The organism is Pseudomonas xionganensis, from assembly GCF_009763245.1.
Lineage (GTDB): Bacteria > Pseudomonadota > Gammaproteobacteria > Pseudomonadales > Pseudomonadaceae > Aquipseudomonas > Aquipseudomonas xionganensis.
Genome location: NZ_WKJZ01000003.1, coordinates 262,163 through 275,818, shown reverse-complemented (window position 1 = coordinate 275,818; position 13,656 = coordinate 262,163). Strand labels below are relative to the sequence as shown.

11 protein-coding genes are annotated in these 13,656 nt (G+C 66.0%); 5 read left to right on the top strand and 6 right to left on the bottom strand.

Going from position 1 to position 13,656, the window contains the following annotated elements; genetic code table 11:
• Positions 1 to 23 precede the first annotated feature (23 nt).
• The 3 genes from GJV18_RS16135 to GJV18_RS16125 all read left to right on the top strand — a co-directional run bounded on the left by GJV18_RS16135 (position 24) and on the right by GJV18_RS16125 (position 5,715).
• Positions 24 to 2,294, top strand: coding sequence for a PAS domain-containing sensor histidine kinase (locus GJV18_RS16135; protein ID WP_160347479.1), 2,271 nt, complete (start codon positions 24 to 26; stop codon positions 2,292 to 2,294).
• A gap of 18 nt (positions 2,295 to 2,312) precedes the next feature.
• The gene (locus tag GJV18_RS16130; protein ID WP_160347477.1) at positions 2,313 to 2,951 is read left to right on the top strand and encodes a response regulator transcription factor; all 639 of its coding nucleotides are present in this window, start codon (positions 2,313 to 2,315) and stop codon (positions 2,949 to 2,951) included.
• Positions 2,952 to 3,078: 127 nt separating this feature from the next.
• The gene (locus GJV18_RS16125) at positions 3,079 to 5,715 is read left to right on the top strand and encodes an EAL domain-containing protein (protein WP_160347475.1); all 2,637 of its coding nucleotides are present in this window, start codon (positions 3,079 to 3,081) and stop codon (positions 5,713 to 5,715) included.
• A 41-nt stretch (positions 5,716 to 5,756) separates the two neighbouring features.
• On the opposite strand, the gene GJV18_RS16120 is transcribed toward GJV18_RS16125, so the two are convergent.
• The 6 genes from GJV18_RS16120 to GJV18_RS16095 form a co-directional block, all read right to left on the bottom strand.
• Positions 5,757 to 8,342 carry an EAL domain-containing protein gene (locus GJV18_RS16120; RefSeq protein ID WP_218572145.1) on the bottom strand — a complete coding sequence of 862 codons (2,586 nt, stop codon included), beginning with the start codon at positions 8,340 to 8,342 and terminating at the stop codon, positions 5,757 to 5,759.
• 66 nt (positions 8,343 to 8,408) lie between these two features.
• Positions 8,409 to 9,020 (bottom strand): class I SAM-dependent methyltransferase, encoded by a 612-nt coding sequence (locus GJV18_RS16115; RefSeq protein WP_160347473.1) that lies wholly within the window; start codon positions 9,018 to 9,020, stop codon positions 8,409 to 8,411.
• A gap of 10 nt (positions 9,021 to 9,030) precedes the next feature.
• Positions 9,031 to 9,357 carry a DUF5629 family protein gene (locus GJV18_RS16110; RefSeq protein ID WP_160347472.1) on the bottom strand — a complete coding sequence of 109 codons (327 nt, stop codon included), beginning with the start codon at positions 9,355 to 9,357 and terminating at the stop codon, positions 9,031 to 9,033.
• A gap of 20 nt (positions 9,358 to 9,377) precedes the next feature.
• A complete protein-coding gene (locus tag GJV18_RS16105; RefSeq protein WP_160347470.1) occupies positions 9,378 to 10,019 on the bottom strand; it encodes an oxidoreductase in 642 nt (213 codons plus the stop codon).
• A gap of 39 nt (positions 10,020 to 10,058) precedes the next feature.
• On the bottom strand, positions 10,059 to 11,783 hold the full coding sequence (locus tag GJV18_RS16100; protein ID WP_160347468.1) for a C13 family peptidase: 1,725 nt from the start codon (positions 11,781 to 11,783) through the stop codon (positions 10,059 to 10,061).
• 135 nt (positions 11,784 to 11,918) lie between these two features.
• A complete protein-coding gene (locus GJV18_RS16095) occupies positions 11,919 to 12,374 on the bottom strand; it encodes a MaoC family dehydratase (protein ID WP_160347466.1) in 456 nt (151 codons plus the stop codon).
• A gap of 206 nt (positions 12,375 to 12,580) precedes the next feature.
• On the opposite strand from GJV18_RS16095, the gene GJV18_RS16090 reads away from it, so the two are divergent.
• Both GJV18_RS16090 and GJV18_RS16085 read left to right on the top strand, forming a co-directional pair.
• Positions 12,581 to 12,940: a CidA/LrgA family protein gene (locus GJV18_RS16090; protein WP_160347465.1), complete on the top strand. Its 360-nt coding sequence runs from the start codon at positions 12,581 to 12,583 to the stop codon at positions 12,938 to 12,940.
• Positions 12,941 to 12,942: 2 nt separating this feature from the next.
• Positions 12,943 to 13,653 carry an LrgB family protein gene (locus GJV18_RS16085; protein WP_160347682.1) on the top strand — a complete coding sequence of 237 codons (711 nt, stop codon included), beginning with the start codon at positions 12,943 to 12,945 and terminating at the stop codon, positions 13,651 to 13,653.
• Positions 13,654 to 13,656: the final 3 nt, after the last annotated feature.

Sequence of the window (13,656 nt, the reverse complement as noted above, 5' to 3'; positions counted from 1 at the left end):
GTTCGCCCCATGGAAGCCGATCGATGAATGACCTCAATGTGCAGCTCAACAGCTGGCTGCTGCTGCAGCGCGAGTGCCTGCCCCTGGGGGTACGCGCCGATGCCCTGCTGCGCACCCTGCAGGCTTGCCCCGAGGTGCGTCAGGCCTTTTACCTGAGCTGGCAGCCGGGCACCGCCATCTACAGCCACGAGGGCGGCGCGCCGCACCTGCCGCCGGGCTTTGGCGACCCGCTGCAGGCCAGCGATCAGCAACTGTTCGAGCGTTTGCAGGGCGAGCCGAGCCTGGACCTGGGCGAACTGCGCCAGCTCTCCTGCTGGCTGGCCGGGCGCCTGCGCCGGGCCGGCCTGAGCCAGGGCCGGGCTCTGGCCCTGGAGCTGGACAAGGGGCGCAGCGGGCTGCTGATCATCGAATTGCAGGAAGGCGTCGGAGATGCCTGGCTGGCCCTGCTCCACGGCCTGTTGCTGGCGCTGCTGGAAAGCCTGCCGCAGCAGCCCCGGGGCAGCCTGCTGCTGGGCAGCGACCCACAACCGAGCCTGCTGCTGGATGCCCAGGCACGGCCGCTGCAGCTCAACGCCGCCCTGCTGGCGCTGCTCGGGCCGCAGCCGCTGACGACGCTCAGGCACTGGCTGCCGGTGAATGCCGAGCAGCTGGTGCGCGCCTGCCTGCAGCAGGGGCGGGCCATCGAGGAAGTGGAGGCGCAGCATCAGGGCCAGGTGCTGATCTGGCTGTTTATGCCGGACCTGGCCGAGCAGCGGGTGCTGGCCCGGGCACGCCTGGCCACCGTCCAGGTGCAGGCCGAGCGCGAGGCGGCCAAGGCCAGCCGGCTGTATCGCCTGATCACCGAAAACACCACCGACCTGATTTCCCGGCATACGCCGGACGGGCTGTTTCTCGATGCCTCGCCGGCCAGCGGCACCCTGCTTGGCTACTGGCCGGAGAGCCTGCGCGGCACCCCGGTGCAGGCCCTGTTCCATGAGCAGGACCGTCAACACCTGGTGGACAGCGCCCGCGAAGCCCTGGAGCAGGATGGCTACCACACCATGACCTATCGCATTCGCCACCGTGATGGCCATTACCTGTGGTTCGAAACGGCCAGCCGCGCCATTCGCGAAACCTATACCGGCGCGGTGGTGGAGGTGGTCAGCGTATCCCGCGATATCACCGCCCGGGTTCTGGCCGAGGAAAACAAGCGGCGCCTGGCCGAGGTGGTGGAGGCCAACACCGATCTGGTGCTGTTTATCGACCCGGGCGGGCGCCTGACCCACCTCAACCCCTCGGCCCGGCATGCCCTGCATATCGATGAGCGCAAGCCCCTGCCGACCCTGGATACCCTGCTGGCCACGGATGATCTGCGCCGCCTGCATGACACGGGCTGGGCCTGTGCCGATGCGGCCGGGGTGTGGAGCAGCGAGGCACGTCTGCTGCCGCTGGGCGGCCTCGCGCCGCTGCCGGTGTCCCTGGTGCTGCTGGCGCACCGGGGCCGCGATGGCGAGCACTACTACTCCCTGGTGGCCCGCGACATGACCGAGCGCGAGCTGCGTGAGGCCCAGCAGCGCCGCCATCAGGACGAGCTGGCGCACACCGCGCGGCTGGTCACCCTGGGCGAGCTGGCGTCGGGTATCGCCCACGAGATCAACCAGCCCCTGGCGGCGGTGGTCAACTACGCCAGCGCCAGCCAGCGTTACCTCAAGCATCTGGGCGACAACCCCCAGGCCGCAGACAAGGTGGCCCAGGGCCTGGCGCGCATCACCGAGCATGCCAACCACGCCTCGGAAGTGATCAAGCGTCTGCGCGCCTTTCTGCGCAAGGGCCAGCGGCGTATGCAGGCCCTGGATATGGCCGAGGTGGCGCGCGAGGCCGTGCGCCTGTGCCAGTGGGAGGCCAGCAGCTGGCAGGTGACCATCATTGAGCAGTTGGACGACAATCTGCCGGCGGTTTACGCCGACCGGGTGCTGCTGGAGCAGGTGCTGCTCAACCTGCTGCGCAACGCCATCGAAGCCAACCGCGAACGCCATCCCGGCGCGGCCTCGCAGATTCGCCTGCACAGCCGCGAGGTGGAGGGCAGCCTGGCGATCCGGGTGATCGACCAGGGCCCGGGGGCCAGTGCCGAACAGCTGGGCAAGCTGTTCACCCCCTTCTACACCAGCAAGGCGGAAGGGCTGGGCCTGGGCCTGTCCATGAGCCGCAGCATCATCGAGGGCTTTGGCGGCGCCCTGGAGGCCAGCCCCGACTCCGGCGGTGGCCTGTGCCTGGAGTGCCGCCTGCCCCTGGGCCGCGGCGAAGACAATGAATAAACCGACAAGGAGCCGGGCATGAGCCTGCAGCAACAACTGGTGTATGTGGTCGATGACGATCAGGGCATGCTCGATTCGACCCTCTGGCTGCTGGAGTCGGTGGGCCTCAAGGCGCTGCCCTTTACCAGCGGCCGGGCCTTTCTCGATGCCTGCGAGCCCCAGGCCAATGCCTGCGTGCTGCTGGATGTACGCATGCCCGGCATGGGCGGCTTGAACGTGCAGGAGGAAATGCGTGCGCGCGGCATCGAGCTGCCGGTGATCTTCGTCAGCGGCCATGCCGATGTGCCCATCGTCGTGCGCGCGTTCAAGGCCGGGGCGGTGGACTTTATCGAGAAGCCCTACAACGAGCAGCTGCTGCTCGACAGCGTGCAGCAGGCCCTCGATCGTCAGGCGCCCAGGCCCCAGGCCGATCCGCGCCTTGAGTCCGTGCAGCAGCGCCTGGCCAGCCTGACCCCGCGCGAGCGCGACGTGCTGCTGCCCCTGGTGCGCGGCTACACCAGCCGCGAAGTGGCCGAACAGCTGCAGATCAGCGTGAAGACCGTCGACCTGTACCGCTCGCGGGTGATGAAACGCATGCAGGCCGAGACCCTGGCCGATCTGGTGGGCATGGCGATTGCCGCCGAGCTGGTGGATGCGCTGCAGCTGCGCCAGGCGTAACGCCCGCACAGAGGCTGACGAGTTGTAGCCTGTCGCTCACAGGGAGCGTCCAGTCGGCGCTATTGAATTGCCATCTACACTGACTGGGGCCACAGGCATGCCCCATGCTGTATACGCGGATTACCGAATGGTTCTGGAACTGATCAAAAATGTCACCCTGCTGATCACCCTGTGCTGGCTGCACGGCATGCTGATGCGCGGCCTGGAGGCGCGGCCCCTGCTCGGCAAGCTGGCGGCCGGGGCGCTGTTCGGCGCGGTCTGTATCGGCGGCATGCTGATGCCGATGGTGCTGGAGGACGGCCTGATCTTCGATGGACGCACCGTGGTGCTGAGCATGGCGGCCTTCTTTGGCGGCCCCCTGGTCGGCCTGGTCGCCGGGGCCATGGCCGGCGCCTATCGCGGGTGGCTGGGCGGCGTGGGCGTGGTGCCCGGCCTGCTCAATGTGCTGATGCCGGTGCTGCTGGGTCTGCTGTTTGCTTACCTGCATCAGCGCCGGCGGGTGCCGTTCAACGTCTTCTCCCTGCTGGTCTTTGCCCTGTTGCTGCAGGTGGTGCAGGTACTCAACCTGTTGCTGCTGCCGGCCGAGCACTTCGCCACGTTTATCCAGCATGCGCTGTTGCCTCTGGTTGCCGTGCTGGTGCCCTCGACCCTGCTGCTGGGGCTGTTGCTCAGGGATACCGAACGCCAGAGGCAGGCCCGCGAGGCCCTGCGCCAGAGCGAAGCGCAGCTGCGTGCCATCACCGAGGCGGTGCCTGATCTGTCTCTGGTGCTGGATGAAGACGGCCGCTACCTGAAGGTCAAGTCCCCGGACAGCCGCCTGCTCTATGCCGGCGAGCAGGGCTTGCTGGGGCGGCGCCTGCACGATGTGCTGCCGCTCAGCCAGGCCGATCTGTTTATGCAGTTCATTACCCGTACCCTGGCCAGTGACGACGCCCAGAGCCTTGAGTACGGCATGCAGACGGCGCTTGGTCACCGCACTTTCGAAGCCCGCGCGCGGCGCCTGGATACGCTGATCGAGGGCAAGCGCGCCGTGGTGCTGATGGCGCGTGACATTACCGAACGGGTGGCCCTGGAGCTGGACAAACGCATTGCCTCGATTGCCTTCGAGTCCCAGCAGGGCATGCTGATCACCGATGCCAAGACCCGTATTCTCAAGGTCAATCGCGCCTTTACCCAGATCACCGGCTACAGCGCCGAGGATGTGGTGGGTCAGCCCACCCGCATGCTCGGTTCGGGCCGCCAGGGCCCTGAGTTCTACCAGGAACTGTGGCAGACCCTGGCGCGGGAAGGGGTCTGGCAGGGCGAGATCTGGAACCGGCGCAAGAATGGCGAGGTTTTCCCCGAATGGCTGGCCATCAGCGCGGTGCGAGACGAACAGGGGCGGGTGACCAACTATGTGGCCTCGCTCACCGATATCAGCGAACGCAAGAGTGCCGAGCAGCAGATTCAGCACCTGGCCTTCTACGATCCGCTGACCGGCCTGCCCAACCGCCGCCTGCTGCGTGATCGCCTGCAGCAGGCCATGATCCAGTGCGACCGCAAGGGGCAGTATGCGGCGCTGATCTTCCTCGATCTGGACGACTTCAAGAACGTCAACGACCTCTATGGCCATCAGGTCGGTGATGAGCTGCTGTGCCAGGTGGCCGAGCGCCTGCGCAACAACCTGCGTGAACTGGATACCGTGGCCCGCCTGGGGGGTGACGAGTTCGTCATCCTGCTGGAGGGGCTTGAGCCCTTTGCCGAGGAGGCCGGGGCCCAGGTCGAGCATATCGGCAGCGGGCTGTTGCTGGCCCTGCGCGAGCCCTATGAGGTCTATGGCCAGCGCTTTCACAACAGCGCCAGCCTGGGGGTGGTGCTGTTCAACGATGAACTGCAGACGGTGGATGAGCTGATGCAGCGCGCCGATCTGTCCATGTACAGCTCCAAGGCAGCAGGCAAGAACGCCCTGAGCTTCTATGACCCACAGATGCAGGCGGCCGTGAGCATGCGCCTGAAACTGGAAGAGGACATTCGCCGTGGCCTCGACGCCGGTGAGTTCGTGGCGTTCCTGCAGCCCCAGGCCAACTGGCAGGGCGTCTGGTCGGGGGCCGAGGCCCTGGTGCGTTGGCAGCACCCCGAGCGGGGCCTGCTCGGCCCCGGGGCCTTTATCGAGATTGCCGAGCGCAGCGGCCTGATTGAACAACTGGACCTGGCGACCCTGCGCCAGGGCTGCCAGCTACTGGCCCGTTGGGCGGTGCGGGCGCAGATGAGCCATCTGAGCCTGGCGGTGAATATCAGTGCCCGACTGCTCTACAAGGAGGACTTTGTCGAGCTGATCCAGCAGATCCTGCAGGACACCCAGGCCAATCCGCGGCACCTGAAACTGGAAATTACCGAGACCCTGCTGCTCACCGACAAGGACAAGGCGGTGCAGCGCATGCAGGCGCTACGGGCCATGGGTATCCGCTTCTCCATCGACGACTTCGGTACCGGCTACTCCTCCATGGCCTATCTGCAGCAGTTGCCGCTGGATCAGCTGAAGATCGACCAGTCCTTTGTCCGTGACCTGCCGGAAAACCCCGGCAGCCTGGCGATTGTACGGGCCATTCTGGCCATGGCCGTTGGCCTGGGGCTGGAGGTGATTGCCGAGGGCGTGGAGACTCCGGAGCAGCAGGCGTGCCTGCGCGATAACGGCTGTCAGCACTTCCAGGGCTACCTGTTTGGCAAGCCCCTGGCTGTCGAGGCTTTCGAGGCCGCGGTGCTGCCGGCAGTGGACCTCTTGTAGGCGGCAGGGTGGCGCTTGCCGCCCCAGGCGCCGGCCCTGTTTCAGGCCATGCTATGCCAGTGCTGGAGGATCTCCGCCGGCCCCGGTTGGGCGAACAGATAGCCCTGGAATTTCTGGCAACCCATGCGCAGCAGCGCGTCGCGTTGCTCCTGGGTTTCCACCCCTTCGGCAGTGACGGCCAGACCCAGGTTGCTGCCCAGGGCCAGGATGGTACGCACGATGGCGGCGTCGCTGGGGTGATCGAGCAATTCGCGGACGAAGCACTGGTCGATCTTCAGCTGATTCAGCGGCAGGCGCTTGAGGAAGTTGAGCGAGGAGTAGCCGGTGCCGAAGTCGTCCAGGGAGAAGCGCACGCCATGGGCCTTGAGCTGCAGCATCTTGCTGATCAGCCCCTCCACATCTTCTACCAGCTGGCTCTCGGTCAGCTCCAGTTCCAGGCGGCTCGGGTTGGCGCCGGTTTCGGCCAGGATCGCCAGCACCTCATCGACAAAATCCGGGTGATGGAACTGGCGCGCGCTGACATTGATGGCCAGGCTCAGGTGGCTCATCTGCGGCTGCCCGCCCCAGGCCACCAATTGCTCGCAAGCGGCCTGCAGAATCCAGCGGCCCAGGGGCAGAATCAGCCCGGTGCTTTCCGCCAGGGGGATAAACTCGCCCGGTGATACCAGGCCGCGCTCCGGGTGTTGCCAGCGCACCAGGGCTTCGGCGCCGAGCAACTGACCATGGGCCCCCACCTGGGGCTGGTAGTGCAGGACAAAGTGGCCGGCACCCAGGCTCTGGCGCAGATCGTTCTCCAGACGGGCGCGGGCGCTGACCTCGGCCTGCATGTTCGGGTCGAAGAAGCGCAGGGCGTTGCGTCCGGCCGCCTTGGCCTGGTACATGGCCAGGTCGGCGCGTTTGAGGATGTCATCCACATTACACTCGCCATCGGGAAACAGGGCGACGCCGATGCTGGCCGTGCTGATATGGCTGTGGCCCTTGAGGTCGTAGGGGGCCGCCAGGGCCTGCACCAGCTTGTTGCCGACCACCTCGACCTGGCGGGCGGTGCGCATCGGATCGCTGCTCAGGCCTTCGAGCATGACCACGAATTCGTCGCCACCCAGGCGCGCCAGGGTGTCCTGGCTGCGCACATGCTGGCTCAGGCGCGCCGCGGCCTGCAGCAGCAGCTGGTCGCCCATGTCGTGGCCCAGGGTGTCGTTGAGGTCCTTGAAGTTGTCCAGGTCGATAAACAGCAGGGCGCCCTGTTGCAGGCCGCGGTCATGCTTGGCCAGGGCCAGTTGCAGGCGGTCGAGCAGCAGGCGGCGGTTGGGCAGGCCGGTCAGCGGGTCGTAGAAGGCCAGCTGGTTGATCTTCTCCAGGTTGCGCTTGTGCTCGGTGATGTCGGTGGAAATGCCGCACAGGGCGTAGATCTGGCCCTGGGCGTTGCGCAGCGGCAGTTTGATCGAGATAAAGGCGTGCTCCTCGTCCCCGTCGAGGCTGCGGTTGATTTCTTCGGCTTCCACCCGTTCGCCCAGGCTCAGCACGCGGCGATCATTTTCGTGCAGCTTGGCCGCGGTATCGATGTCGAAGAAGTACTCGTCGGTCTTGCCGATCACCTGCTCGCGGGGCTGGCCGAACAGCTCGCAGACCTTGCGGTTGGCATACTGGTAACGCAGGTCGGGGTCCTTGATGTAGATGTAGGCTTCGACACTGTCGAGGATGGTGTTGAGGCGCCGTTCGCTGCTTTGCAGTTTGCGGGTCTTTTCCGCCACCTGGCGGCGCAGCAGCACGGCGCCGCTGACGGCCATCAGCAGCAGCAGGCTGAGGCTGCCCAGGGCCCACCAGACCCCTTGTGGAATCAGCAGGCGCGGCTGTTCGCCGCCCCAGCGCTGCAGGGTCTGGTAGTAGAGGGAGCCGGGCGTGTTCTGCCAGTCCTGCAGGTGGCGGTCGATGGCGTTGAGCAGCTCGGCGTTATGGCCCTTGCTCGTGGCATAGAACAGCTGGGCCGGCTGGAACATGATGGGGGTGGCGATCAGATCGAAGCGTGGTGCGTGGAAGTCGCCGAAGCGCTGATTGGCCACCACCACATCGGCCTGGCCCACCTGAACCAGCTCGAAGCCCTGCATCAGGCTGCTGACGCTGACCAGTTGCCCCTTGAGGCCGAAGCTGTCGAGCAGGTCGCGCAGATAGCTCTGCTGCACCGAGCCTTCCAGTACGGCAATACTGCGGCCGTCAAGATCCAGCATCGACTCCAGGCGAACCCCGGGCTGGCTGTAGAGCTGCGACCAGCTGTACAGCGAGGGCACCTTATGAAAGTCCAGGGTCTGGGCGCGGGCCTCGTTGTAGGCCACATCCGGCAGCAGGTCGATTTCGCCGGCCTGGAGCAGTTCCAGGCACTGTTGCCACTGGCAGCTGACTGCGGCCAGCGTCCAGCCTTCGCGGCGGGCGATTTCGTCGAGCAGGTCACCGAGAATGCCCGAAGGGCGGCTGTTCTGGTCGAGCAGCAGCTTGGGCTCGTTGGGGTAGATGCCCACGCGCACCTCATGCTCGGCCAGAGCCTGCGGGCATAGCCAGGCCGCTGCCAGCCATAGGCACAGGGCACCGTAATAGCGAAGGGCGAGGCGCTTCATGCGTGGGTCGGCTTCCATCCGATAATCCTTGGCTTAACGATAGCCAGTAAAACCCTGCCGCGCCGGTTCAAGCGGCGGAGAATTTCACTCGGCCCAGCCCTGATAGATATAGGTCATGGGCCTGGGGCCCTTGAGGTAGCGATTTTCCAGGGCGCCGATCCGAAAGCCGCCGGCTTGCAGCAGGGCGGGGATGTCGCGATTGAGGTGGCAACCACCGGCCAGGGGCTTCCACAGCGGCGTCAGGCGGTGCTGCCAGCGCACGACGGGGGCGTCCGGGGCCAGGCCGTGCTCACAGAACAGCAGACGGCCGCCAGGTTTGAGCACCCGGCGCATTTCCTTGAGGGCGGCAACGGCGTCGGGGATGGTGCACAGGGTGAAGGTGCAGACGATGCTGTCGAAGCTGGCGGCCTCGGTCTGGATCTGACCCAGCTCCAGGGCCACCATCTCGACCGGGATGGCAGTGGCGGCGGCGCGCTGCTGGGCCAGCTTCTGCATCTCGGCGCTGGGGTCGACGCCGACGATGACGCTGACGCTGGCCGGGTCATAGAAACTCAGGTTGAGGCCGCTGCCGATGCCGATCTCCAGCACCCGGCCGTGGGCCTGGGGAACGATCTGCGAACGGGCCTTCATTACCTCGCCCATACCGCAGGCAAAGTCGATCAGGTGGGGCAGCAGGTAGCGGTCGTAGAGGCCCATGGGGTTCTCGTTATTGGCTGTCGTTGGCGCTGTTGTCCGGCTCGTCCTGATTGTCGCCACTGATGGCGGCAAAGCAGCGCAGGTGATGGGCCTGGTCTGCGCCGTGCAACGTCCAGCTTTCAGTATCGGCCTGATACTGGGCGGCCTGCACCTCGGCCAGGCTGAACTGCCATTTGCGCAGGGCGCGGCCATCCATGCATTCGATCTGCAGAAAGACCGCGCTGCTCGGCGCTTGCAGCTGCGCCTCGTCGAGGCTGAACTGCCAGGCGTGCAGGTCGTCGATCTCCAGCATGTCGGCCTGTTGCAGGGCGCTGAGCAGGTTGTCGGGTTGGCTCATAAGTCGGTCCTGTCGGGGGATCAGCGGCCGAGGCGGCGCAGTTGGTCGGATTCAACGATACGGCAGCCGCTGCCCTCTTCCAGCGCCAGGCGCCAGAGGGCGCGCGCCAGTACGGTGGCCTTGATGCCGCGGTATTTGCCCGGCAGCCAGCGCATCAAGGGCGCGGCCAGGCGCTCGCCCAGACGAAACTCCTGGCGCGCACCGAGCAGCAGGGACGGCCGTACGATGGTCAGCTGTGGCCAGCCCTGGCCCTGCAGGGCCTGCTCCATCTCGCCCTTGACCCGGTTGTAGAACACCGAGGACTTGGGGTCGGCGCCCAGGGCGCTGATCACCAGCAGATGGCGCGCACCCAGCTCACGGGCGCGCTGGGCGAAAGCCAGCACCAGGTCATGGTCGATGGCGCGGAAGGCTGCCTCGGAACCGGCCTGTTTAATGGTGCTGCCCAGGCAGCAGAAGGCGGTGTCCACCGGCCCCTGCAGCTGGGGCAGCAGCTCGCTGAGCTCGCCCACTGGATTTTGCAGGTGACTATGTGCGGCCAGCGGCCGACGTGTCGGCGCCAGCACGCGGGCCACGGTCGGCTCACTGAGCAGGCGGTCCAGCAGGTGCTCGCCGGTCAGGCCGGTGGCGCCGGCGAAAAGGATGTGCTGGGGCGTCAGGTACATGGGGCAGGTTCTCCACAGGTCAATTCGGTTATGGGAGCCCTATGGGGCTTCTCGGTCTTGTTGGGCCAGGGCCGTGCCCGCCGGACGGGGCGGCTGGCCGGCGAGCCACTGGCGCCATTGGGCGAGTACCGCCGGGGCTGCCCAGAGTTGTGGCTGCGACGCCTCGAAACCGTCCTCTTCCTCGCGCCGGCTGACCGCCGCGCTGGCCAGTTTGAAGGCTTCTTCCAGGTCGTCGGTCTGCTGCAGGGCTTCGGCGAAGAGGGCGCGGCCGAAATAGGTGAAGTCGTTTTCCTCCGAACAACCGAAGGACACCCGGTCGGCGCTGGCGGCGGTCATGATCAGGGTCTTGTCGTCCTTTAACGGTTCGATAAAACCGCCGGAGTAGCAGGCGGAAATCACCAGCACCTTGTGCCGCTCCTTGAGTGGCGCCAGGGCGGTGGCCAGTTCCGTGGCGGGCAGGTCGTTCAGTTCCAGGCGCGGTGTGTCCAGGTGCAGCTCATGGCCGGCCGAACCGTGGCTGGTCAGGTAGATAAAGATCAAGTCTTCCGGCCCGCTGCGCTCGGCCAGGGCCTGGGCGGTGCGGGCCAGGCTTTCGCGGCTGGCAATGGGGCGGTCGGCCAGGTGGTCGCGGTGGTTGATCAGGCTGATCCGGCCATGGGCGGCGAAGCGTTCACCCATCAGCCGGGCGACATAGTCGGCCTCGCGCATAAACACGCTCTGCTTGCCATCACCGGCCAGGGTCAGGGCATAGAGTTCGATGGCCGGGGTCGAGGCGGGCAGCGCGTCGAGGGCCTCCTGCAGCAGGCGGCCCTGTTCCAGCAGGCCGACTTCCAGCGGATCGGGCAGGCTGTTGCCGGCTGCATCGCGGATACGCTGGCCGCTCTGCCAGGTGCCTTGCAGCGCCTGACCTGTGGCCAGGGTCAACTGGCCATCGCCATGGAAGCGACCATGGGCGAAACGTCCCTGGTAACGGCTGCCGTCAGCCAGGCGCAGTTGCCCTTCGCCATGAAAGCGCCAGTTGCGCAGCTGCCCCTGGTAATGGCTGCCATCGACGCCCTTGAATTCACCTTCGCCGCTGGCGGCGCCCTGTTTGAACTGGCCATTCCAGACATCGCCGTCACTGCTCTGGTAGCGCCCCTGGCCATGGAAGCGGTCGTGCTTGAATTCGCCGCTGTAGAGGTCGCCATCACTGCTCTGGAAGGTGCCCTGGCCATTCAGCTGGCCCTGCTCGAACGAACCACTGAACTGGGCACCGCTGCTGTCGATGCGCACACCCTGGCCGTGGGGCTGGCCCTGCTTGAACTGGCCCTGGAAGCTGGAGCCATCGGCCCACTGCAGCAGGCCCTGGCCCTCGAACAGGTCGTCGGCGAATTCGCCGCTGTAGTCCAGGCCGCCCTGGACCAGTCGACCGTCACCCTGCATACGCCCGTGGATAAAGCGTCCTTCGTAGTAACTGCCGTCGCGGTAGTCGAGGCGGCCCTGGCCATGGAAGTCCCCCAGGGCGAATTCGCCTTCATAGCGTTCGCCGGCAGCCCCCTGCCAGCGGCCCTGGCCATGGGCCTGGCCGTCCTTGAAGCGGCCCTCGAACCAGCTGCCGTTGGGATAGTCCAGACGTCCAGGACCCTGGAGCAGGCCATCGACCACCTCACCGCGGTAGCGGCTGCCATCGGGCAGGGTGGCATTGGCTGGCAGCAGGGATTGGGCCTCGCCACAGGCGGTCAGCAGCAGGGCCAGGCCGAGAGGGGCCAGATGGTTGAGGTGCATGGCAGCTATCCGGGCTGAAAGGGCATGTTCAAGAGTATGCCGCAAATGCAGGGCGATGCTCTGCGACGGGCCCTGCACGAAGCAAAAAAGGCGCGCTAGGCAAAGCCTGCGCGCCTTTTCGAGCGTGCGTTGAACTCAGACGAAGCAGAGGGTCAGGGGTTCGGCGATATAGGCCGGTTTTTCCGAGCCTTCGATCTCCAGCACGGCCTTGGCCTTGAGCAGCCACTGGCCGGGGTTCTTCTCGGTGGCGTCGGTCAGGGTCACGACCAGACGTACCTTGGAATTGACCTTGACCGGCTGGATAAAGCGCACGCTGTCCAGGCCGTAGTTGACGGCCATCTTCAAGCCCTGGGGCATGACCATGATGCCTTCCATCAGCTTGGGGACCAGGGAAAGGGAGAGAAAGCCGTGGGCGATGGTGGTGCCGAAGGGGGTGAGCTTGGCTTTTTCCGGATCGACGTGAATGAACTGGTGGTCGCCGGTGCATTCGGCGAACTGGTTGATGCGGTCCTGATCAATGGTCAGCCACTCGGAACGACCGAGTTCCTTGCCCACATAGTTCTGCAGTTCCGCGACGGGTACCTGAGGCATGCTTTCTCCTTGAAACGCTTATGTTGTTATTGGGTGGCGCTAAATCCTTTATAGCCGTAGATCACCACGGCAGGCAGCCTCGGTCAAGTGGCAGATTGCCTGCGTGTGCGACCATCGGACTCGCTCAAGCCCGGTCGCTGCGCGGCTCATCTGCTTATAATGGCCAGCATTGCGCGCCCCATCATAAGCAACGGAGATTGACCCCTATGCTGCTTCGCGGCCTTTCCTGGCTGGTGTTGTGCCAGTTGCTCGGCACGGCCCTCAATGTGCTGCTGTTGCCCATGCTGCCGGGGCCGATCATCGGCATGCTGCTGCTGTTCGGCTTTCTGCTGCTGCGCGGCGAGGTGGGCGAGCCCCTGCATCAGGCCTCCAGCAGCCTGCTCAAGTACCTGCCACTGTTGCTGGTGCCACCGGCGGTGGGGGTGATGGCCTATGCCGAGGCGATTGCCGCCGATTTCTGGGCGGTGGCCGGCGCCTTGCTGCTGTCGCTGCTGATCTCCATCGTGTTTGCCGGCTGGCTGATGCAGAAACTGATCGATCGCCAGCAGCGCCGGGAGGATGTATGAGCCTGGAATGGCAGGCCGCCTGGCAGGCGGTGACCCACCATCCGCTGTTCGGCGTGGGCATTACCCTGGGCGCCTATCAGCTGGCCATGGCCGCCTACGAGAAGACCCGCTGGGTGTTCCTGCAGCCGGTGCTGGTGTCCATGCTCACGGTGATCGGCATCCTCCTGCTGTGTGGCCTGAGCTATGCCGAGTACCAGGGCAGCGTGGCCGCCCTGACCCTGTTTCTCGGCCCGGTCACCGTGGCCCTGGCGGTGCCGCTGTTTCTCAACCTGCGGCGCATCCGCCAGCTGCTCTGGCCGATCCTGATCACCCTGGCCGTGGCCGGGGTGTTCGCCACCGTGCTGGGGGTGGGGCTGGCCTGGCTGCTGGGCGCCGAGCAGATCATGCTGATGAGCATGGCGCCCAAGTCGGTGACCTCGCCCATTGCCATGCTGGTGGCCAGCCAGATCGGTGGCATCGCCGCCCTGGCCGCGGTATTTGTGATGATCACCGGGATTATCGGCGCCATCTGCGGCCCGGCCCTGCTCAAGCGCTTTGGCGTGCGCCATCAGGCCGCCCTGGGTATGGCGTTGGGCCTGACCGCCCATGCCGTGGGCACGGCCCGTGCCCTGCAGGAGAGTGAGGAGTGCGGCGCCTTCGCCGCCCTGGCCATGAGCCTGATGGGGGTGGTGACTGCCGTGCTGCTGCCCCTGGCGATCCTGATGCTGCTGTGAGGA